The following is a 20,048-nucleotide window of genomic DNA, read 5'->3' on the forward strand; positions in this document are numbered from 1 at the left end:
GCCGTCCACGGTTCGGCCTCGTCACCCGACTTCGCCTCCCACGCCACGAGCACCTCGCCGTCGGCGCCCCGGAGTTCGATCACGACTCCGGGGGACCACGGGAGGGTCCCGGTGACCCGCCACACCTCGCCGGGAACAGGATGCCCGGTCTCCTCGTGCTCGACCCTCCCATCCGCACCTCGGACGAGCACGTGCGCGAAGGACCGCGGCGAGGTGACGGCGAAATCCGCGGTGATGACGTCGCCGGACCGGTCCACGTGGACGGCTGCCCTCGGCGTGGCCTGATGAACGACCCCGATTCCCGGGATCGGATACCAGTACTGGCTGAAGTACTTGGTCTCGCCCGGTGCCAACCAGGAGAAGTCGGGCTGGTTGTCGGTGTAGACACCGGCCATCAGTTCCACGTATGGCCCGTCGTCGTCGGTCAGGTGGGAATCCCACGCGTGTCCGAACGGCGCATCGCCCCACGTCCACTGCTTCTTGCCGGGGGCGATCCTGTGATCGGCCCAGTGGACGAAGCCGGCCGACGCCGCGTGGTCGTATCCACCGAAGAAATCGTCTTCGGTGTCCACCACCATGTAGGAGGTCGGGACGGGGATGTTGCGGTAGAAGTCAATGCGGTCGGACCCGGGCTGCTCAGCTGCCCGGGATGCGTAGTCCACCCCGTAGTACGGTCGATCGGCCGCCGGGAAGGTCGTGATGGCACGGCGGGCGCGATCGGCCACGTACCGCACGTCCTCCGGGAAGAACGACTGGTAGTCGTCGTGGACCCGGACGGCGGCGTTCGCCCACCAGAGGAAGGTCTGACGATCAGCTGTTCGGTTGTGGAGCCGCACGTCGACCTGCACCACCGAGGTCTCGGGATGGATACGCACCCCGTGTGTGCCCTGCATGCGGGCGAAGGGGTCGAGGTCGCTGCACCACACCACGACGCTGCCGTCGGCGCTCTCCTCGATGAGCGTCTCGACGGGGATGAACGTGGCCGGGCGATGATGCTGTGGCCAGTTGAACTCGACCCCCCCGCTGATCCAGGGACCCGCGAGCCCCACGAGAGCGGGCTTCAGCACGTTGTTGCGGTAGAAGAAGTCGTATCCCGTGGTCTTGTCGTGACCGATGTGGATGCGCCCGCCCAGCTCGGGCAGGATCACCAGCCTGATGAAACGATTCTCCAGATGGATGGCCTCCCATGCGCGCGGTTCCGGCTCCGACGCGATGCGCTCGTAGAAGGGCAACGGGTACACGCGACCGCTCGACCCCTGGTACACGCGCTGGTCGAGATACATGGGGTAGGTCGACGGTTCGGCAGGCGCGTAGGTGTCGATGACGATGCGCTCGCTCCAGGCGACGGCGTGACCGGCGTCGAGCCGGGCCCGCAGATGCGCGGGAGCATCCGGTAGCTCGATGCGTCGGTCAGCCGTGGTCGTCACGCGGTCCGATCCGTTGCCGGGCGGGGTTCGAGGAGGGAGCAGCGTCATGACGAGACGGTGACTGTACGGGTGCGGGTGAGACGGACCTCGTGGATGCGCACCTCCGGTCGTTCGAGGTGTGGGCGCACCGCAGGGTCGACGAAGACCCCGGTGTCAGGGTCGAAGGGGAAGATCTGCAGGCGGACGCGTGTCTGCCCGGTCGATCGGGGCGGGAGGGCGATGTCCCACTCCCGGCCGTACCAGAACTGATCGGAGACCAGGGACCCCTCGATCTCCGCCCGCGCGACGTCACCGGTCCACCGGACGGACAGGAGGACGTGCTCGTCGTCGGCCTCCGATCTCGGCACCACGACCTCCATGATCGCCGCTCCGGTGAACTCCTCGTCCTTCGGAGCGGACAGCCGTCCGGCCGATCCGCCCGTCCGGCGCGGGACGGCTCCCGCGGGTTCCCTCACGGTACTCACCGGGAGGTCGATGCCCGGCTCCTCCGGGCCGGTGACGACGTAGCTCTCGAAGACCGACGCACCACGCTCGGCACGGGTGAGCTCTCCGTGGTGCGGCAGCGGGGGGTAGGTGTGCAGCAGTTGCCCGGGTCTGCCCGTGAGCAGGCGGAGGTGGCCGCGGTCGAACAGGAGTCCCTCGTCCCAGACGGCGAGCGTGTCCACGCCTCCGACCTCCCCGCGCCACAGGCGACTCGCCGTGTACGCGTCGAGGACCACGAGCGTGGTGTCCCCGATCACCACCGCGCAGCTAAGACCGGGGGGTTCCTCGACGGTGATCAGCGTCCGCCCACCCTCGGAGGAGAGGATCCGCGCGCCCTCGATCCGGTCGGGTGCGACCCCCTCGAGCAGGAACTCCACGGGGACACCCGGAATCGCCGCGAACATCACGGTGTGCCCCTGCGCGGAGTGCAGTTCGGTGACGGGCTGCACGGTGGCGCTCACCGATGCCAGCGAGCCGAAGGGCCGGCGGACGGGCCAGACGAAATACGCGCTCCGGTCCAGGACGAACGGCGTGCTCGGAAGGGTGACGTCACCGTCCGCCAGCTCCACGCGCAGTTGCACACCGGCGAGATCCGGCAGGGGGGCGGCGGCCGGCTGATGGTTGTTCACGAAGACGTACCCGCCCTCCCGGTTCCCGCGGAAGGACCACCGGGGCGCACCTTCCTGCAGGGGTGCGATCACAGTGGACGACGCGAGCAGCGAGCGCCCGTACTGCTGCACGAACAGGTGTTGCCGACGCAGCAGGTGGTAGTGCTCGCGAAGTTGTCCGTGCGCCCCGATCGGCGCGTAGAAATCGTAGTCCCGCACCGGCATGTCGTTCGGGTAGTCGGTGGCGTGCGATTCCTGCGTGGTCGTCTCCTCCCCGCTGACGTGTGTTCCGCCGTGGTAGAGGTAATAGCCCTGCCAGGCCGAACCGCTGCCCAGCTTGACGAGGGCGAGCGACGCGACGTCGTCGGGGGTGACGATCGGGCGGCGGTGATAGGCGATGGCCATCCCGCCGCCCAGCTCGCAGGTCACCCAGGGAAACCGCTCGTCCTGATCACGGTGCACCAGTTCGGAGGTGCGGACATCGGCCCCGACCGTCAGATCATCCCTGACCCCCGAGAACTCGAAGTGCGTGTGCGCGAAACTCGGCCACCGGACATCGGACTCCTCCCAGAAGGCGTCCGAGTACCCGGCGTAGATGGGTACCAGGTCCGGCGGAAGGAGCGCGCCTCCCCACCCGGTGGCCGTCCACAACGGAGCGACGATGCCCGCCGACTCCGCACTGGAGCGGAGCCAGGCGAGGTGATCGGGCTGGTCGTACAGCTCGTTGTCCACCTGGACGCCGATGATCGGGTTCTGCGGCATCCCCTCCGTACGGCAGAACTGCACGACCTGTTCTGCGACGGCGGAGTACCAGCGCGCCACGACGGCCTGGTACCGGGGGTCGTTCGAGCGCAGCGGGATGCCCGAGTGCTGCAGCCAGTCCGGGAAACCTCCGTTGCGTGTCTCGCCGTGCGCCCACGGCCCTATGCGCAGCATCACGAAGAGTCCATGGGCCCGCGCGAGTTCCAGGAAACGGCGGATGTCGCGGTCACCGTCCCAGCGGAGAGCCCCCTGCCGTTCCTCGTGCACGATCCACAGCAGGTACGTGGCGACGACGGTGATGCCACCCGCCTTCATCTTCAGCAGTTCTGTCTCCCAGCGCTCCGCCGAATCCCTGCTGAAGTGGTACTCCCCCATGACGGGGAACCAGGGCTCCCCGTCGAGGGTCACGTACCGATCGGTAAGTGATATGCCTCCGGGGTGACCGGCCGGGTCGCCCAGGCGGGCTTCGGCCGCCGGACGGTGATCGGGTGACGGGATCTCGGTAGCGGTCAGGGAGTGGATCATGGAGGCGGTCCTGGGTCTCTCGGGTCGATGCCGGCCGGTCTTGGGACAGAACTCCAGCCTAGGGAGGACCATGAGCACTCCACCATGGACGGGTGGTCTGTCCACCTGGATGATCCACCGATGCAGTGATGGGTGCGGCATGGTGTCGGGAGCGTCCGCCCCGGTCCGTGACTCCCGTGAGGTCCGTTCCGCCGGCGCCGCGTCCGACGAGGGACCGAGAAGGAACTACCGCCACCGTTCCGGGCGTCCTCGGGCAGAGATGACGTCCGCGGCTGCCGATACGATGAGATCCGTCGTGGGAAGGTAGGGCACATGGGTGCATGGGAGAACTTGGACGAGAGGCTGCGCCCCGCCGTCGAGGCGAACGTACGCGAGTACGAGCGTGTGCGGCCGGTGTTGGATCGCGTCACCACGGCCATGCGGAACAGCATCGAGGCGGTGTTCAGCGGCACCGACGAGCTGGATCCCCTCTTCGTCACCTCGCGGACCAAGACCGTCGAGTCCTTCCGCGACAAGGCCTCCCGCACCCTGCCCTCCCCCGAGGAGGGCGCACCGCCCGTGCTGGTGTTCCCCGAACCCATGCGCAACCTCACCGACCTGGTGGGGGTGCGGGTGATCACCACGCTGCCGCACGAGGTGGATCTGGCGGCCAACCTGCTCAAGCGTCAGCGCCAGGAGTTCGACTGCCGGGGTGACCGGGAGAAGGACATCGGGTCCATCGAATCCGGGACCTACGGGTACTCCAGCCGGCACCTGATCATGCGGACCATCCACAACGACGTGGTGCGCGCTTTCCAGCAGGTGGTGGACCCGGCCTCCAGGGCCGCGGGGAGCTATCTCTTCGAGGTGCAGATCCGCACCGTCCTGGCCCACGCGTGGTCCGAGATCGAGCACGACATCCGCTTCAAGGCCGCGAACCCGAAGGCCTGGAGCCCCTACTTCGACCGCCAGTTCACCGGTACCGCGGCCATGCTGGAGACCGTGGAGACCACCTTCGCCGAACTGCACGAGCGGTACGAGACCGTGACGGGCTTCTGGGACGAGGACGGCGAGGGAAGTGCACCGCTGACCCCGAACCGCATCCGCGACATCTGGCAGACGCTGCTCCCCCACGTGGACCGGAAGTCCGACGACAACTGGGGGTGGGCCGCCGAACTCCTCGCGGCCCATGGGCTGCGCACCACGATCGAACTCGTATCGCTGCTGCAGGCGGACACCATCACCACCGTCCGCAAGGCCCTGGACCACCGGTACTCCCCGGGGCCCGACCGGCTCCTGGACGACATGCTGCTGTGGCACTTCGGCGAGCGCCACATCGATCTCACCGCCGAGCCGCGGGACGCGGACAGCACGCCGCGGCGGGACAGCCTGCAACGCCGTCGCGGTCAGATGGAGAGCTACCGCTCGCTGCACCCCGACGCGGGCCGGGAGGCCCGGAGCCGCAGCTGACCGAGCGCCGCCCGGTACTTCCGCGAGCGGCGGGCGGAGCGGCCGTCCGCCGGGAGCTCCCGGACCCGTGCGAGCTCGTATTCGACGGCGGCGGCCATGCGCTCGCAGAAGGCACGGTTCTCCTCCGCGGCGTCGGGGCGCTCGTCCACCACGTGGTCCACGACGCCGCGGGCCACGAGCGTGGCGATCTTGACGTCCTGGGCCTCGGCCATCTCGGCGGCACGGTCCACCGTGCGGTGCACGATCGCGCTGGCGCCCTCCGGGGGCAGCGGCGAGAGCCAGGCGTGCTCGGCGGCGATGGTGCTGTCCGCGGGCAGGAGCGCGAGCGCCCCACCGCCGGCTCCCTGGCCGAGGAGCACGGAGACGGAGGGAGAGGCCAGCCCGATGAGGTCGTAGAGGGACCGCGCGATCTCCCCGGCCAGCCCACCCTCCTCGGCCTCCTTCGAGAGGTCCGCTCCCGCTGTGTCGATCACGGTGAGCAGCGGCAGCCCGAGCTCCTCAGCGAGCTTCATGCCGCGGCGGGCCTCCCGGAGCGACGCCGGTCCCATGCCCGCCTCCTGTGGCCGGCGGGGGCGCTGATGCCCGAGCACGATGCACGGCTGCTCGCCGAAGCGCGCGAGCGCCAGCAGCACACCCGGATCCCTCTCGCCCTGCCCCGTGCCGTTGAGGGGCAGCACGTCACGGGCACCGTGGGCGAGGAGGCGCCGGAGATCGGGACGCCGGAGATCCCGGGAGATGAGGATGGATTCCCAGGCCGTGTGGATCCCGGGCTGTACGGAGACGGTCGACGGCGCCACGGGGCGTCCGGCGGGTCCGGCGAGGAGTACGGAGAGCGCACGGTCCACGATCCCCGCGAGGTCCTCGGGCGGCACGACGGCATCGATCAGCCCCGTCTCGAACAGGTGCTCCGCCGTCTGGACGTCCGCAGGGAACTCACGGCCGTAGAGCGCCTCGTACACGCGCGGACCGAGGAAGCCCAGCAGCGCCTGCGGCTCGGCGACGGTGACATGGCCGAGCGACCCCCAGGACGCCATCACGCCGCCCGTGGTGGGGTGCCGCAGGTACACGAGATAGGGCAGCCCCGCCTCCCGGTGCGCACGCACGGCACCGGTGATGTCCACCATGGACAGGAAGGCGGGCGTGCCCTCCTGCATGCGGGTGCCACCGGAGGCGGGGCCGGCCAGCAGGGGCAGCCGCTCCTCGGTGGCCCGCAGCACGGCTGCGGTGATGCGATCGGCGGCCGCACCACCGATCGACCCGGCGAGGAAGGTGAACTCGGAGACGATCACCGCGACCCGCCGGCCTCTGATCAGCCCCGACCCGGTGAGCACGGACTCGTCCTCACCGCTCCTCTCCCGTGCACGCCGCAGCTCCTCGGCGTAGGCCTCGGCGACGTCCGGTCCCGGGGATGGCACCGGGGAATCCCACGAGGTGAAGGAGCCCGTATCGAGCACGACGTCGATGAGCCCGCGGGCGGTCAGGCGCGGGGTGCGACCCTCCGCACTCATCCGCGCCCGTCCCCCGACGGCGTCTCCGCCAGCCAGGCGCGGATCGCGTCGCCGTCGCCGTCGAGCAGCGGCGGTGCCGTGTGGTCGGTGGGCGTGGTCTCGCCGGCGTCGTCGAAGAACCGCAGGGGTGGACCGGGCAGCTCGATCCTCCCGAGGACGGGGTGGTCCACGGGGAGGAGCAGGCCCTGGGAGTGCACCTGGTCCCACGCGTACACCTCGTCCAGGGTGCGGACCTTGCCGGCGGGGATCCCGGCCCCGTCGAGCTTGGCGAGCAGCGGCCCGGCCTCGTAGGCGGAGAAGGCGTCCTCGATCACGCCGATGAGCGCCTCGCGGTGCTGCACGCGGTCCGCGTTGGTGGCGAACCCGGGCCCGGCATCGATGCCGAACGCCGCGGTGAAGGTGGCCCAGAGCTTCTCGCTGCCCACGCTGATCTGTACCTTGCCGCCGCGGCAGGTGAACAGGCCGTACGGGGCGATCGAGGGGTGGTGGTTCCCCTGTGCCCGCGGTACCTGCCCGGCCACCGTGGCACGTGTGCCCTCGAAGGCATGGACGCCGATCACCGAGGCGAGCAGGGAGGTGCGGACCACCTGTCCCTTACCGGTCCGCTCCCGCTCCAGGAGTGCGGCGACGGCACCGTACGCCCCGTACATGCCCGAGAGGAGATCGGCGATGGGCACACCCACGCGCTGCGGGTTGTCGGCGTCGGGCCCGGTGAGGGACATGAGGCCTGCCTCGCCCTGGACGATCTGGTCGTAGCCGCTGCGCTTCGCCTCCGGGCCGTCGTGGCCGAAGCCGGTGATGGACAGGATCACCAGTCCCGGGTTCAGCGCGTGCATGGCCTCGGTGGAGAACCCGAGCCGGTCCAGCACGCCGGGGCGGAAGTTCTCCACCACCACGTCGGCCCGCCGCAGGAGTTCGGTGAGGACACCCCTTCCGTCGTCGCTCTTGAGGTCCAGGGCGATGGACTCCTTGTTCCGGTTGCAGGACAGGAAGTAGGTGGCCTGCCGGTCGTCCTCCGGGCCCACGAAGGGCGGGCCCCAGCCGCGGGTGTCGTCCCCCGTACCGGGGGTCTCCACCTTGATGACGCGCGCACCGAGGTCGCCGAGCATCATGCCGGCATGCGGGCCGGCCAGTGCCCGGCTGAGATCGACCACGAGCCGTCCGGCCAGGGGACCACCACCGCCCTCGGTACTCGGGCTGACGGGTTCGGTTGTCTCGGTGCTCATGGTTCCTTCCGGTCGGTGGTACGGGTCGATCGGCTGATCGGTGGAGGTTCTACAGCCACCCGGGGACCACGAGGACGAGCCAGGCGATGACCGGGCCCGCGACCACCACGATGGCGCCGTAGCCGAGGATCTGCTTGTAGAAGCGGTCCTTGTCCGTGCCCTCGGGCGCATTGGCGAGCACCAGGGCGCCGTTGGTGGAGAACGGCGACACGTCGACGACGGTCGAGGACACGGCGAGCGCCGCGACCACCCCGACGGCGCCGATGGCACCGGTCTCGAGGAACGGGATGGCGAGCGGTATCAGGGCCGCGAGGATGGCGGTCGAGGACGCGAAGGCGGAGACCACCGCACCGATGTAGCAGATCAGCAGCGCAGCGAGGAGCGGCATGCCGAGGCTTGCGACGCCGTCCGAGACGTACTCGATGGTGCCGGCGGCCTGCAGGACGCCCACGAAGGTGAGCATCCCGCAGATGAGCAGCACCGTGGACCAGGCGATCTTGTTGACCGCACCGCTCTGTGCCTTCGGCGAGATGAGGGCGAGGGCCACGGCCACCGTGATGGCCACGAAACCGACGTCGACGCTGAACCCGAGGGCGATCACCGCGAGCGCCACCAGACCGAGGATCGTGGCGCCCTGCGAGATGCGGTCCTCGCGGGACCGGGTGGCGACGACGCCGTCGCCCGCCGGGTCGCGCGGACCGTAGGTGCCGCTCCCGGTGCCCTTGTAGGCGACGTCGGCCCGGCGCATCCCGGGACTGGCATCCAGACGGGCCTCCGCGGCCTCCTCGACGAACTGGGAGACGCGGGAGGACAGGAGTGAGCGTCCGCCGAGGACGAGGAACAGGACGACGGCGATGACCAGGTTGAAGACGAAGCTGGCGAGGAAGATGGCGAGCGGGCTGGACTCGAATCCGGACTGCCCCACGATGTCGTTGACGATCACCCCGTACACGGCGATGGGCGAGAAACCCCCCGCCTGGGCCCCATGGACCACCATCATGCCCATGAGCAGTGGTGAGATCTTGTGGCGGGCGGCGAGGCCGAGCGGGGCGGGAGCCATGATGGCGACGGCGGCCGGCCCGGGTGCCCCCACCGCCGTGATGACCGCGGTGATGAGGAACATCACCCACGGGATCAATGCCACCCTGTTGTTGACGAGCTTCACGGCACCGGAGACCAGCAGGTCGATGGTGCCGTTGTTCTGCGCTATGGCGAACAGGTAGGTGACGCCGACGAGGGTGAGGAACAGCCCGCCCGGGAACTCCGCGATGATGTCGTCGGTCTCCATGCCGAGGACCACGGCGCCGAGCAGGAAGGCGCCGACGAAGGCGAGCGCCCCCATGTTGATGGGGAGCACGGTGGCGATCAGGAACATCGCCGCGAGGATGATGATCGACAGGAGCGGAGCAGACATCGTCGTCCTTCGGGAGGGAGCAGGTGATGTGAGGTACGCTACAGCGTTCCGGCCCGACCTTGGAGATCGGTACTGCATCCGGGCAGGGCGCGTGACCCGCAGGGCAGGTGAACCCGGACATGACGACGGCCGGCCCCCTGTGCGGGAACCGGCCGCCTTCCGTGCTCGGCAGTGTGGGCGTCAGGCCTCGGACACCTGCGCCGCGAGATTCGCGAGGGTGGACTCGAGATCCTCCTGGGGCACCGCCGGGAAGCTGATCTTCTTGAGGAGCTCCTTGTCCGTCACGCCCGACCAGTCGTAGGTCACGGACACGTCGGTGGAATCGGGGCCGGCAGCCTCGAGGCGCCAGACCCACTCCCATCCCGGGGGCTCCTCGCCCGCGGGGGCGGTCTTCCAGGCGAGCAGCTTGTTCTCGTCGTAGCCGATCACGTGGTTGTCCGTCTGGTAGTCACCGCCCATCTTGTCCCAGTTCATGTTCATGGTGAACTTCTGGCCGGCACCCGTGATGCGGTTGGACTTGCTGTCCGACTGCACCATGCCGGAGCCGTCGAGGGCCGCGTGGTTCTCGGGGTTGGAGAGGAAGTGGAAGATTGCTTTCGCCGGGGCGTCGATGGTGCGCTGGGCGGAAATGCTCGTCTCGGTCATGTCGATGTGCTCCTTCGTTTCGTGGTGACGGGTTCCCCGCGTCCCATGTCAGGAGCTACGGTGCGAACCCTTCCCCCGCTCCACCCTGCCACGTCTTGCGGAATCATGATCCACTTCCCGGCGGCTGGCCCCGCAGTGCGGCGGGGAGCGGCCACGGACCCGGTTCCCGCCTGCGGATCCGGAGCCCTGTCTAGTCGGCGAACTGCTCGCGGTACCGGTCCACGTACACGTCCCAGAGGGCCGGGTCCTGGCCGAGGTCCCGCTTGTTGAGGAAGTCGTCCAGGCCCGCGATGGTCAGGTGCCAGCCGGCAGCCATGGTGGCGGAGTGGCGCGGACTGCCCGGTGTCAGCAGGAGCACCAGGCTCGTCCCGTTGTCCCCGGTGCGCGTCAGCTCCCAGCGCAGGGTGTCCTTCTCCCAGGTGTAGGCGAGCACCGAGGGCCGCTCCGCCTCGAGCACCACCCCGCGCAACGGCTTCTGGTCGGCGTACCGGAAGAGGATCTCCTCGTCCTTCCGGGGCTCGAACTCGAGCTCGCACGGGAACCAGTACAGGAGTTTGTCCGCTTCCGTCAGGTGCTTCCACAGCACCACTGGCGGGAACGCGAACTGGAACTCCAGCCGCAGGACGGTACCGCCGTCGTCGCTGGTGGTCCTGCTGACGATCGGCTCTACGTTCTCGGAAGTCACACCCCAAGTCTAGGCCGGGTACCGGGCGGGGTCCGGCACACCCGGGTCGGCCCGGCGTCCACCGGACGGACAGGAGCGCCCGGGAGGGCACCGGCGTGCATGGTGGAGGTGCCGATCGTGGTCCGCAGGGAGGCGGCGGAGGGTGGTCCGGTCGGCACCGAGGAGACCCCCGGTGTCAAGGACGAGGACGACGACGGCGGGCCCGGGCTCCGTGGCGGCCCTGCGCCGTAGTGTGGGGAAGAACCGCGAGACGAAGGGTGCATGATGGGATTCTTCACCGACAGCCTGGGTCGGCAGACCGTGTTCCAGAAGCCGAACGCCCCGATCCTCGGGTGGGCGCTGCTGGGTGCGGCGTCGTTCCTGGCCCTGGAGGACGAGAACCGCGAGCGCCTGCGCGTCGCGAGCTCGGTGAGCCTGGCCCTCTGGGCGGCGCTGGAGCTGCTCACCGGTCACAGTGGTTTCCGCCGGAGTTCCGGGGCGCTGACGCTCACCTGGCTCTGGCGCCGGTTCGTCCCGGCGCTCCGCGGCTGAGTCGCGACCTCACCATCGGCGCTCGGGTGCCGCTGATGATCGCGGCGCTCGACCGCGTCCAGGGCACGGTGCCGCCCCCGGGACGACGATCGGCCGCCCTCCCCGCAGGGTGGACGGCCGACCGGTGGGAAGCTCGGGTCTAGACGAGCGTCGCGGTGTCGATGACGAAGCGGTAGCGCACGTCGGAGGACAGCACGCGGTCGTAGGCCTCGTTGATGGCGTCCGCCCCGATGACCTCGACCTCGGGGGCGATCCCGTGCTCGGCGCAGAAGTCGAGCATCTCCTGGGTCTCGCGGATACCGCCGATGCTGGATCCCGCGAAGGAGCGCCGCTGGTTGAACAGCGTGAACACGTGCAGGGGCAGGGCGTCCGCGGGGGCGCCCACGTTGACCATGGTCCCGTTGAGCCGGAGCAGCGAGAGGTAGGCATCGAGGTCGATCTTCGCGCTCACGGTGTTGATGATGAGGTCGAAGGTGTTGGTCAGCTTCTCGAAGGTGCCGGCGTCACCGGTGGCGTAGTAGTCCGTGGCCCCGAAACGCTTGCCGTCCTCCTGCTTGCTCAGGGTCTGCGACAGCACGGTCACCTCGGCGCCCATGGCGGCGGCGATCTTCACGGCCATGTGGCCGAGCCCGCCGAGTCCCACCACGGCCACCTTCTTGCCGGGCCCGGCGTTCCAGTGGTTCAGCGGTGAGTAGGTGGTGATCCCGGCGCAGAGCAGCGGAGCGGCGGCGTCGTAGGGGATGCTCTCGGGCACGGAGAGCACGAAGTCCTCCACCACCACCACGTGGGTGGAGTACCCGCCCTGGGTGATGCTGCCGTCCACGTCCTTGGCCCCGTAGGTGCCGATGTTGCCCTCGAGGCAGTACTGCTCCTCACCCTGGAGGCAGTTCTCGCACTCCCGGCACGAGTTCACCATGCAGCCCACGCCCACGCGGTCACCGACCTTGTGACGGATCACCTCGGAGCCGGTCTCCTCGACCACGCCCACGATCTCGTGGCCCACGGTCAGGGGGTACTGCTGCTGGCCCCACTCGCCGCGGACGGTATGGATGTCGGAGTGGCAGATCCCGGCGTACGCGATCTTGATCAGGACGTCCTTGGCGCCGACGTCGCGGCGCTCGATCGTGGTGGGGACGAGGGGTTCGGTGGCGGACGTGGCGGCATAGGCCTGAACGGTCTTCATGGGGTTTCTCCTACGGGAGCGGGTGGCGCACAGGAGGCGCGCCGGAAGTCTGGGAGCTTCAGCCTAACGGTCCTCGACGACATCCGCGGCGCCGCCGGCACCCGGCCGCGGCAGTGCCGCGGCCCGCCGGTACGCCCGGTTGCGGCCCGAGAGCAGCACGGAACCGAGCACCGCCGCGATGAGCGACCCGGCCAGGATGGCCACCTTCGCGTGGTCGTCCGCGGGGGTTCCCTGACCGAACCCGAGCTCGCTGATCAGCAGCGACACCGTGAAGCCCACACCGGCGAGGATCGCCACACCGATGACGTCGGGCCAGGTGAGGCCCGGATCGAGGGTGGCCCTGGTGGCCCGGGTCACCACCAGGGTGGCGAGCACGATCCCGATCGGCTTGCCGAGGACGAGGGCCACCATGATCCCGATCGCGATGGGATCGCTGACCGCCGCTGCCAGCCCCTCCAAGCCGCCGATCGCCACGCCGGCCGAGAAGAAGGCGAACATGGGTACCGCGAACCCTGCGGAGAGCGGGCGGATCCGGTGTTCCAGGGTGTCCGCCAGGCCATGGGGCTGGACGTCGTGGGCCTTGGGTGTGTCCTGGGCGGGGGGTGCGTCGGCCGGGTGCCCGGGGTCCTCGATGTCCGTGGTGTCCACACTCCGCGGGAGCACGGGGATGGTGAAGCCGAGCAGCACGCCCGCCACCGTGGCATGGACGCCGGACTCGTGGACCAGCGCCCACACCACGACGGCGAGGGGCAGCAGGAGTACCCAGCCCGCCCAGGCCCGGCGTTGGAAGAGGGCTGCGAACCGCTGCGCCAGGAAGGCGAAGGCGGCCAGCGGCAGGATCGCGATGAGCAGCGGCGAGACGTGGATGTCCTCCGAGTAGAAGAACGCGATGATGGTGATGGCCAGGAGGTCGTCCACCACGGCGAGGGTCAGCAGGAAGATGCGCAGCGAGCTCGGCAGGTTCGAGCCGACAACGGCGAGCACGGCGACGGCGAACGCGATGTCCGTGGCGGTGGGGACCGCCCACCCCCGCAGTGCCTCGGCCCCGGCACCGATCGTGACGGCCACGTAGATCAGGGCGGGCACGACCACGCCGCCCACGGCCGCGGCCACGGGGACGACGGCGCGGTCGAACTTCCGGAGGTCCCCGGCCACGAACTCCCGCTTGAGTTCCAGGCCCGCGAGGAAGAAGAAGACGGCGAGCAGACCGTCCGCCGCCCAGGCGCCGACGCTCAGTTCCAGGTGCCAGGGCGCGTACCCGAACCGGAGGTCCCGGACGGCGAAGTAGGTGTCCGCGGCACCGGTGTTGGCGAGGATCAGTGCGGCGATCGTGGCGACGAGGAGCAGGGCCCCGCCCACCGTCTCCCTGCGCAGGATCTCGGGAATCCGTGGCCGCTGCGGGGAGCCGTCCCCGGTCCCGGTGGTGTTCCCGGGATGGTCCCCGGCGGCGGAGGAGTTCGGGGTCGAGGTGGAATGCGGGTGGTCGGTCATCGGGGTCCTTCGTCTGGTCGCGCGGATGGGAGCGCCGACCAGACTTCCCGGCTCACCAGTGTCCTACCCTAACCCGTGCCCTCGCTCGCAGACAGCCGCATCGCGGATCCGCGCTCGGACACCGTCCGGGAATGTCCTCCTGCCGGCGGTGCGGTTCTGCGGGCGGTGGTCCGCTCAGCGGGCCAGGGCGTCCACCAGATCGGTGAGGCGTGTGACCCGGAGGTCCGGTGGGGTCGGGGCATCCGGGTAGGGCGATCCCGCGCGATCCACCCATGCAGTGCGGAACCCCACCCGCGCGGCACCGTGGAGGTCCCACGGGTGCGCCGCGACGAGCACGACGTCGTCCGCATCCCTGCCCAGGGCCTGCAACGCATGGGCGTAGGACTCGGGGGCGGGCTTCCAGCGCGGCGCGCCCTCTACGGACAGCACGGCGGAGAACTGCTCCCGCACACCCGCGCGCTCCAGGAGCCCCTCCGCGGTCGATGCCGACCCGTTGGTCAGGGCGGCGATCTCGAACCCGGCACCGGCCAGCGCACGGATGCCGTCGGGCACGTCCTCGTGGACGGGGAGCTCCCGCAGGGCGTGCAGCACGTGGGCCACGGCGTCGTCGAGGTCACGGTTGAGGAGCTGTCCCACGAGCACGCTCCGCAGGGCGTCCTCCGCCACCTGCACGAACGGGGGATTACCGCCGGCGAGTGCCAGGGCGAAGCCGTCCCGCAGCACCGCGGCGAACCAGTGGGCCGAGAGCTGCGGCGGCACACCGATCTCCTCGAAGTGCTGGGTCATGCGGCCCATGTCGGAGAGCGTCCCGTTGACGTCGAACAGCACCAGCGGCAGATCCGTCACTGGCGGTACCCCTCCACCTGGCCCACCGGACGGGTGTCGGCCTCCGCGGGATCCTCACCGGCGTCGGCCTTGGCCCGCCGCTGGCGCAGCAGGTCCCAGCACTGGTCCAGGTCCTCCTCCACCCGCTTCAGCCGGGTGGCGCGGTCCTGGCCCTCGCCGTCCACGGCGTCCTGCGGTGTGCGGAGCTCGTGCTCCTCCTGGACCAGTGCCTGGATGCGCTGCAGGATGTCCTGATCGTCCATGATGTGTTCCTCTCGTCGTGGCCCGCGGGGCGGGACCGAACAATGATCAGCAGGCTTTCCATCAGGCTACTGAGGTGCCGCCACAAAGACCAGGAGCCCGTTCCACTGCTCGATCCCCCTGCTCGATCCCTCCCCCGAATTTGGCGGGAGGCCCGGATGCCCTAAGCTGTGGGAGAACCATCTGCCTGTGTAGCTCAGTCTGGTAGAGCATCCGCTTCACACGCGGAAGGCCCGGGGATCGAGGCCCCGCGCAGGCACGAGGATTCACGGAAGGCCCGCATCGGATCCGATGCGGGCCTTCTTCATGCCCGGAGGGGTGAGATGTCTGGCACTCGCAGGGGGAGAGTGCTAATATTTTTCTAGTTGAGCGAAGGGCGCTCAACCTTTTCACCCCACCTGCCGGTGGCAACCACAGAGGAGTTGTTTTCGATGACCATGAAATTCGATCCCTTCCGTGACCTGGACCGCGTTACCGGTGCCCTGCTGAACGGCCGTCCCGGCCCTCGGCTCATGCCCATGGACCTCTACCGCGAGCAGGACCACTACGTCCTCGCCGCCGATCTCCCGGGGATCGACCCGGGGTCGGTGGACATCGACGTGGACGGTCAGCTCCTGACCATCCGTGCCGAACGCACCCTCGGGGCGGCCGAGGGTGTCAAGTGGCTGACCCGCGAGCGCGAGAGCGGATCCTTCCTCCGCCAGCTCAACCTTGGTCAGGGCATCGACACCGACGGCATCTCCGCCCGCTACGAGAACGGCGTGCTCAGCGTGATGATCCCGGTCAGCGAGCGGGCCAAGCCGCGGAAGATCCAGGTGCTCGACGCCGGTACCTCCGCCCCGGTGAAGGCGTCGCAGGAGGCCGTGGAGGCCTAGTCCCCCACCGTTCGAAGGGCAGGACCCCGGAAGTTGCGGGGTCCTGCCCCTCCGCGTGCCACACACGCCTTGCGGATCCGACCGGAAGGCGCGAAGGATGGCCGTATGGACTTCACACCGAGCAAAGCAATCGTCACCGGCTCCGACTCCGGCATCGGCCGGGCCAGCGCCATCGCCCTCGCCCGCGCCGGATGCGACGTCGGCATCACCTGGCACTCAGACCGGGAGGGCGCCGAGGAGACGGCCCGCATGGTCCGCGAGCAGGGCCGCAAGGCCGCCGTGGCCCAGCTCGACACCACCGACGCCCCTGCCTGTGGAGACGTGGTCGAGCAGCTCGCGCAGGAGCTCGGGGGCCTCGACGTCTTCGTGAACAACGCCGGCATCAACGGGGGCACCATGTTCATGGACACGGACTGGGACACCTGGCGCGGCACCGTGGGAGCCAACCTCGACGGCGCGTTCGTCTGCCTCCAGCGGGCTGCACGCCTGATGCTCGACGCCGGCAGGGGCGGGCGCATCATCGCGGTCACCAGCGTCCACCAGGAGCAGCCGCGCGTCGGATCGGCGGCCTACGACGCCTCGAAGCACGGGCTCGGCGGACTGATCCGGACGATCGCCCTCGAGCTCGCAGACCGCGGGATCACTGCCAACGCCGTCCTCCCCGGTGAGATCAACACCCCCATGAACGACTCCGAGGACCAGGACCCCGAGGCGATGGACCGTCCGGGTATCCCCGTGGGCCGGCCGGGAGCCCCGGAGGAGATCGCGGACGTGGTGGCCTTTTTGGCCTCTGGCGCCTCGAGCTACGTCAACGGGGCCTCCTTCGTGGTGGACGGCGGCATGCTGCTGATGGGCCCCCAGGCCGGTTCGCACCTGACCAGCGGGGACTGGCGCTCGCTCTGACCTCCGGCCGGTACGCAAGGTGATCCGGTCCCGCCGTTCTTCAGGCGACGTTCACGTGGTGTTCAGGGCTCCTCGTTAGCGTGGGAGATCCTCGGACACCCCAGTGAAAGGCCCCCCATGGACACGCTCACCACCTCCCTCGACGACGCCGCACCCGAGAGCTGGACGGACTTCGCACGCGGGGAGCACGTGACCCTGCAGCACCCGGCGGGCATGCGGTTGTGCGGCGTCCTCGACATGCGCACCGACGACGCCTCGGTGCTCTGGATCCAGCTCCACGACGGCGGTGGCCGTCGGCTCGTGCACCGGGCCGACGGCTACCACCTCAGCCGCGGCTGACCGGGCGCCCCTCACCCGACCCGGAGACGCCGGGAGGCGGACCCCGCAGTGGGATCCGCCTCACGGCGTGGAACTCGGTGGGGCCTCAGCCGATGCGCGGTCCGCCCGAATCGGGATCGTTCGTGGCCGTGTCCGGCAGCGAGCTGTTCGCGGGCAGCCCCTCGGAGGCCTCCCCGCTGGTGGGGGCGTCCACGTTCCCGCGCCACGCACCGGTCTCGCCGCCGCTCTTCTCGATGAACTCCTTGAAGCGCTTGAGGTCCCCCTTCACCTGGAGGGTGTCGGCGTTGACCACCGCACCCACCTTCTCCGTGAAGGTCTCGGGCTTCCAGTCGATCTGCACCATGAGACGCGTGGTGGTGTCGTCGATCCGGTGGAAGGTGACCACGCCGGCGTGGGACTCGCCGTCGGTGCTCTTCCAGGCCACGCGCTCGTCCGGGTGCTGCTCGGTGATCTCGGCGTCGAACTCGCGGGTGACACCGCCGATGCTCGTGACCCAGTGGGTCATGGTGTCCGAGGTCTGCGTGACGGTGTCCACCCCGCCCATGAACTCCGGGAACGTCTCGAACTGGGTCCACTGGTTGTAGGCCGTGCTGACCGGCACTGCCACGTCGATAGATTCCTGTACTGAAGCCATTGCGGTTCCTCCTTCGTCGAGACCCTGGCGCCGTCCGGGGCCCCCTGCGGGGGCCATGGTACGGCCAAACCATAAGTTCCCTTAGCGTAGGCAGATCGGGTGGATTTGACCAACAGGCGGGTCTAGGGTGAAAGCAGTCCTCCCAGCAGGAATCGGGGCCTCCGCGCCCTCCCGGGAGGAGTTGCATCTCTTCAACATCGGAGGATCCATGAAGGCATCACCCACTCTCACCGACAACATGCAGGCCGTCCTGGTCGACCTCGTCGAGCTGCACCTGCAGGGCAAGCAGGCCCACTGGAACGTGGTCGGCAAGAACTTCCGCGACCTGCACCTGCAGCTGGACGAGATCATCGAGGACGCCCGCGCCTTCGCCGACGAGATGGCCGAGCGCATGCGTGCCCTCCACGCTGTCCCGGACGGCCGCAGCATCGCCGTCGCGGAGGGCACCAGGATCGCACCGTTCCCGGCCGGACTCGTCTCCACCAAGGACACCGTGGGCCTCGTGGTCGCCATGCTGAACGCCGCCGTGAAGACCATGCGCGACGTCCACGACCAGATCGACGATGAGGACCCCACCACCGCGGACCTCCTGCACGGCTTCATCGCCAAGCTCGAGCAGTACGCGTGGATGGTCGACGCCGAGAACATGGAGCCGACCGCCGAGGTCGTCACCCCGGTCGGCACGGAGCGGGCCACCGTCTGACCGGTCCCGCTCGGGACGGCGGAGGAGGCGAGCGCCTCCTCCGCCGTCCCGAGGACGGTGTCCGGCAGCCGCCACGGGAAGATCCGCGATGATCGCCGCGTCCGTGGTCGCCCCGATCGGCCGGACCGGGGACGTACGTCGGCACCCGAGCCCCTGATCGATCGGTGGCGTCCGTCAGTCGATGGCGTCGCCCACCTCGGCCAGGAGCGAGCCCATGAACGCCTCGGCCGTGCCGGCGTCCCCGTCCCGGATGGCCGCTGCCACCTGGGTGTGGGCGGTGAGGGCACTCTCCTCGGGCCGGTGCGGCATGAGCCCCTGGTGCGTCCGGCCGGAGAGCACCTCGGCCACCACTCCGTGCAGGGTCGCGAACATCTCGTTGCCACCGGCCCGGAGGATCAGGGTGTGGAACTCGATGTCCACCGCCAGGAAGTGCTCGAGCTCCCCCTCCTCGCCGAGGCGCCGGAGGTCCTGCGCCAGCTCCACGATGCGCAGGCGCTCGGCGGAGGAGGCGTTGTGGGCGGCGAGCGCCGCGGCCACGGGCTCCACGGCGCGGCGGAGCTGGGTGAGGGAGCGGAACTGGGCCGATCTGCCCGGTCCGTTCAGCCGCCACCGGATCACCCGTGCCTCGTACACGTTCCAGCACCCGGGGCCCTGCACCACGAGCCCCACGCGCCGCCTCGGGACGATGAGGTGCATGGCCTCCAGGACGTGCATGCAGTCCCGTACCACCGTGCGGGAGACACCGAACCGCCGCTGGAGCCCCTCGATGGTCAGGCGTGTGCCCTCCGGCAGCACGCCGTCCACGATGTCCTGCCCCAGGGTGTCGATGATCCGGGTGTGGAGGACCGCCGCTGTTCCTGCGGGCACCACCGCACGAGCCGGCTGCACCGTCATGATCCTCCCTGTCGAGCGCGTCCGGCGGGATGGCCGGTCCGTCCACTGTAGGCCCGGCGAAGGGTGGCTCGAAAGGTAATACCTTTGAGGTCGAAAAGGTGTTACCTTGGCTCGATACCGTGATCCAGCACACCGAGGACAAGGAAGTCGGATGGACAACCAGTCACGCCACGTAGTGGTCATGGGGATCTCCGGATCCGGGAAGACCACCATCGCGACCCTCCTGGCGGAGAAGCTCGGATGGGTCTTCGCGGAGGCCGACGAGTTCCACCCGGCCGCGAACATCGAGAAGATGACCAGCGGCACCCCGCTGACCGACGAGGACCGCTGGCCCTGGTTGGAGACCATGCGCGACTGGATGAGCAGCAGGACCGCGACCGGCACCGACACCGTGGTGACCTGCTCGGCCCTCCGGCGTGCCTACCGCGACGTCCTGGTCCAGGCCGGCGGCGACGTCCTGTTCGTCCACCTGATGGGTGAGGAGGAACTGATCCTGGACCGCATGTCCACCCGTAGCGGGCACTTCATGCCGGAGTCCCTGCTTCCGTCCCAGCTCAGCACGCTCGAACCGCTGGAGGACGACGAACCGGGTCTGAGGATCGACAACACGGGGGAACCCGACGACGTGACGGACCGCATCATCGACGAACTGCACCTGCGCACCCCCTAGCCCGGCG

Annotated in this window: 21 protein-coding genes and 1 tRNA gene; 9 read left to right on the forward strand and 13 right to left on the reverse strand. The window is 69.5% G+C overall.

Annotated elements, in window-relative coordinates; translation table 11 throughout:
• Window positions 1-1,427 (reverse strand): DUF5107 domain-containing protein (locus tag AC792_RS06000; protein ID WP_235436420.1); only part of this gene is annotated, 1,427 nt, incomplete at its 3' end.
• A gap of 44 nt (window positions 1,428-1,471) precedes the next feature.
• A complete protein-coding gene (locus AC792_RS06005; RefSeq protein ID WP_160317618.1) occupies window positions 1,472-3,688 on the reverse strand; it encodes a beta-galactosidase in 2,217 nt (738 codons plus the stop codon).
• 429 nt (window positions 3,689-4,117) lie between these two features.
• On the opposite strand from AC792_RS06005, the gene AC792_RS06010 reads away from it, so the two are divergent.
• Window positions 4,118-5,254: a GTP pyrophosphokinase gene (locus AC792_RS06010; RefSeq protein WP_049829667.1), complete on the forward strand. Its 1,137-nt coding sequence runs from the start codon at window positions 4,118-4,120 to the stop codon at window positions 5,252-5,254.
• On the opposite strand, the gene AC792_RS06015 is transcribed toward AC792_RS06010, so the two are convergent.
• From AC792_RS06015 to AC792_RS06035, 5 genes are all read right to left on the reverse strand, one after another.
• Window positions 5,203-6,762, reverse strand: coding sequence for a carboxyl transferase domain-containing protein (locus AC792_RS06015; RefSeq protein ID WP_049829668.1), 1,560 nt, complete (start codon window positions 6,760-6,762; stop codon window positions 5,203-5,205). The two genes, AC792_RS06010 and AC792_RS06015, sit on opposite strands and share 52 nt — an antisense overlap.
• The gene (locus AC792_RS06020) at window positions 6,759-7,988 is read right to left on the reverse strand and encodes a CaiB/BaiF CoA transferase family protein (protein WP_049829669.1); all 1,230 of its coding nucleotides are present in this window, start codon (window positions 7,986-7,988) and stop codon (window positions 6,759-6,761) included. The genes AC792_RS06015 and AC792_RS06020 overlap by 4 nt, the downstream gene beginning before the upstream one ends.
• 49 nt (window positions 7,989-8,037) lie before the next feature.
• Window positions 8,038-9,402 carry an SLC13 family permease gene (locus AC792_RS06025; protein ID WP_049829670.1) on the reverse strand — a complete coding sequence of 455 codons (1,365 nt, stop codon included), beginning with the start codon at window positions 9,400-9,402 and terminating at the stop codon, window positions 8,038-8,040.
• Window positions 9,403-9,582: 180 nt separating this feature from the next.
• Entirely contained in the window at window positions 9,583-10,047 is a 465-nt protein-coding gene (locus AC792_RS06030; RefSeq protein WP_049829671.1) for an SRPBCC family protein, read from the reverse strand.
• Window positions 10,048-10,237: 190 nt separating this feature from the next.
• Entirely contained in the window at window positions 10,238-10,732 is a 495-nt protein-coding gene (locus AC792_RS06035) for an SRPBCC domain-containing protein (protein WP_049829672.1), read from the reverse strand.
• Between the two features lie 99 nt (window positions 10,733-10,831).
• Between AC792_RS06035 and AC792_RS17900 the strand changes: the two genes are divergently transcribed.
• Together AC792_RS17900 and AC792_RS06040 are read left to right on the forward strand one after the other, a co-directional pair.
• Window positions 10,832-10,963, forward strand: coding sequence for a hypothetical protein (locus AC792_RS17900; protein ID WP_268753351.1), 132 nt, complete (start codon window positions 10,832-10,834; stop codon window positions 10,961-10,963).
• A gap of 30 nt (window positions 10,964-10,993) precedes the next feature.
• Window positions 10,994-11,263, forward strand: a complete 270-nt coding sequence (locus tag AC792_RS06040; RefSeq protein WP_049829673.1) for a hypothetical protein — start codon at window positions 10,994-10,996, stop codon at window positions 11,261-11,263.
• A gap of 139 nt (window positions 11,264-11,402) precedes the next feature.
• On the opposite strand, the gene AC792_RS06045 is transcribed toward AC792_RS06040, so the two are convergent.
• The 4 genes from AC792_RS06045 to AC792_RS06060 form a co-directional block, all read right to left on the reverse strand.
• On the reverse strand, window positions 11,403-12,446 hold the full coding sequence (locus AC792_RS06045) for an NAD(P)-dependent alcohol dehydrogenase (protein WP_049829674.1): 1,044 nt from the start codon (window positions 12,444-12,446) through the stop codon (window positions 11,403-11,405).
• A gap of 63 nt (window positions 12,447-12,509) precedes the next feature.
• Window positions 12,510-13,937 (reverse strand): Na+/H+ antiporter NhaA, encoded by a 1,428-nt coding sequence (gene nhaA, locus AC792_RS06050; RefSeq protein WP_049829675.1) that lies wholly within the window; start codon window positions 13,935-13,937, stop codon window positions 12,510-12,512.
• A 174-nt stretch (window positions 13,938-14,111) separates the two neighbouring features.
• Window positions 14,112-14,783 carry a haloacid dehalogenase type II gene (locus AC792_RS06055; protein WP_152916059.1) on the reverse strand — a complete coding sequence of 224 codons (672 nt, stop codon included), beginning with the start codon at window positions 14,781-14,783 and terminating at the stop codon, window positions 14,112-14,114.
• The gene (locus AC792_RS06060; protein ID WP_049829676.1) at window positions 14,780-15,025 is read right to left on the reverse strand and encodes a DUF2630 family protein; all 246 of its coding nucleotides are present in this window, start codon (window positions 15,023-15,025) and stop codon (window positions 14,780-14,782) included. Before AC792_RS06060 ends, AC792_RS06055 begins: the two co-directional genes overlap by 4 nt.
• 183 nt (window positions 15,026-15,208) lie before the next feature.
• Between AC792_RS06060 and AC792_RS06065 the strand changes: the two genes are divergently transcribed.
• The 4 genes from AC792_RS06065 to AC792_RS06080 all read left to right on the forward strand — a co-directional run bounded on the left by AC792_RS06065 (window position 15,209) and on the right by AC792_RS06080 (window position 17,140).
• Window positions 15,209-15,282: transfer RNA gene (locus AC792_RS06065), tRNA-Val, on the forward strand.
• 172 nt (window positions 15,283-15,454) lie between these two features.
• Window positions 15,455-15,898, forward strand: a complete 444-nt coding sequence (locus AC792_RS06070) for an Hsp20/alpha crystallin family protein (RefSeq protein ID WP_049829677.1) — start codon at window positions 15,455-15,457, stop codon at window positions 15,896-15,898.
• Window positions 15,899-16,003: 105 nt separating this feature from the next.
• A complete protein-coding gene (locus tag AC792_RS06075; RefSeq protein WP_049829678.1) occupies window positions 16,004-16,801 on the forward strand; it encodes an SDR family oxidoreductase in 798 nt (265 codons plus the stop codon).
• 117 nt (window positions 16,802-16,918) lie between these two features.
• Window positions 16,919-17,140, forward strand: a complete 222-nt coding sequence (locus AC792_RS06080) for a hypothetical protein (RefSeq protein ID WP_049829679.1) — start codon at window positions 16,919-16,921, stop codon at window positions 17,138-17,140.
• A gap of 85 nt (window positions 17,141-17,225) precedes the next feature.
• On the opposite strand, the gene AC792_RS06085 is transcribed toward AC792_RS06080, so the two are convergent.
• A complete protein-coding gene (locus AC792_RS06085) occupies window positions 17,226-17,774 on the reverse strand; it encodes an SRPBCC family protein (protein ID WP_049829680.1) in 549 nt (182 codons plus the stop codon).
• 208 nt (window positions 17,775-17,982) lie between these two features.
• Here AC792_RS06085 and AC792_RS06090 point away from each other — a divergent pair, with 208 nt between their 5' ends.
• Window positions 17,983-18,477 (forward strand): Dps family protein, encoded by a 495-nt coding sequence (locus AC792_RS06090; RefSeq protein WP_049829753.1) that lies wholly within the window; start codon window positions 17,983-17,985, stop codon window positions 18,475-18,477.
• 174 nt (window positions 18,478-18,651) lie between these two features.
• On the opposite strand, the gene AC792_RS06095 is transcribed toward AC792_RS06090, so the two are convergent.
• A complete protein-coding gene (locus AC792_RS06095) occupies window positions 18,652-19,371 on the reverse strand; it encodes a FadR/GntR family transcriptional regulator (protein WP_049829681.1) in 720 nt (239 codons plus the stop codon).
• A gap of 151 nt (window positions 19,372-19,522) precedes the next feature.
• Here AC792_RS06095 and AC792_RS06100 point away from each other — a divergent pair, with 151 nt between their 5' ends.
• Entirely contained in the window at window positions 19,523-20,041 is a 519-nt protein-coding gene (locus AC792_RS06100) for a gluconokinase (protein WP_049829682.1), read from the forward strand.
• Window positions 20,042-20,048: the final 7 nt, after the last annotated feature.

It is taken from the genome of Arthrobacter sp. RIT-PI-e, assembly GCF_001187915.1.
Classification (GTDB): Bacteria; Actinomycetota; Actinomycetes; order Actinomycetales; family Micrococcaceae; genus Arthrobacter_D.

Excerpts from the sequence above, each read along its gene's own strand:
- AC792_RS06095 (WP_049829681.1), bottom strand. The coding sequence starts at position 19,371 with ATGACGGTGCAGCCGGCTCGTGCGGTGGTGCCCGCAGGAACAGCGGCG.
- AC792_RS06090 (WP_049829753.1), top strand. The coding sequence starts at position 17,983 with ATGAAGGCATCACCCACTCTCACCGACAACATGCAGGCCGTCCTGGTC.
- AC792_RS06080 (WP_049829679.1), top strand. The coding sequence starts at position 16,919 with ATGGACACGCTCACCACCTCCCTCGACGACGCCGCACCCGAGAGCTGG.
- AC792_RS06015 (WP_049829668.1), bottom strand. The coding sequence starts at position 6,762 with ATGAGTGCGGAGGGTCGCACCCCGCGCCTGACCGCCCGCGGGCTCATC.
- AC792_RS06040 (WP_049829673.1), top strand. The coding sequence starts at position 10,994 with ATGATGGGATTCTTCACCGACAGCCTGGGTCGGCAGACCGTGTTCCAG.
- AC792_RS06100 (WP_049829682.1), top strand. The coding sequence starts at position 19,523 with ATGGACAACCAGTCACGCCACGTAGTGGTCATGGGGATCTCCGGATCC.
- AC792_RS17900 (WP_268753351.1), top strand. The coding sequence starts at position 10,832 with ATGGTGGAGGTGCCGATCGTGGTCCGCAGGGAGGCGGCGGAGGGTGGT.
- AC792_RS06030 (WP_049829671.1), bottom strand. The coding sequence starts at position 10,047 with ATGACCGAGACGAGCATTTCCGCCCAGCGCACCATCGACGCCCCGGCG.
- AC792_RS06010 (WP_049829667.1), top strand. The coding sequence starts at position 4,118 with ATGGGTGCATGGGAGAACTTGGACGAGAGGCTGCGCCCCGCCGTCGAG.
- AC792_RS06085 (WP_049829680.1), bottom strand. The coding sequence starts at position 17,774 with ATGGCTTCAGTACAGGAATCTATCGACGTGGCAGTGCCGGTCAGCACG.
- AC792_RS06020 (WP_049829669.1), bottom strand. The coding sequence starts at position 7,988 with ATGAGCACCGAGACAACCGAACCCGTCAGCCCGAGTACCGAGGGCGGT.
- AC792_RS06070 (WP_049829677.1), top strand. The coding sequence starts at position 15,455 with ATGACCATGAAATTCGATCCCTTCCGTGACCTGGACCGCGTTACCGGT.
- AC792_RS06075 (WP_049829678.1), top strand. The coding sequence starts at position 16,004 with ATGGACTTCACACCGAGCAAAGCAATCGTCACCGGCTCCGACTCCGGC.
- AC792_RS06025 (WP_049829670.1), bottom strand. The coding sequence starts at position 9,402 with ATGTCTGCTCCGCTCCTGTCGATCATCATCCTCGCGGCGATGTTCCTG.
- AC792_RS06045 (WP_049829674.1), bottom strand. The coding sequence starts at position 12,446 with ATGAAGACCGTTCAGGCCTATGCCGCCACGTCCGCCACCGAACCCCTC.
- AC792_RS06060 (WP_049829676.1), bottom strand. The coding sequence starts at position 15,025 with ATGGACGATCAGGACATCCTGCAGCGCATCCAGGCACTGGTCCAGGAG.
- nhaA (WP_049829675.1), bottom strand. The coding sequence starts at position 13,937 with ATGACCGACCACCCGCATTCCACCTCGACCCCGAACTCCTCCGCCGCC.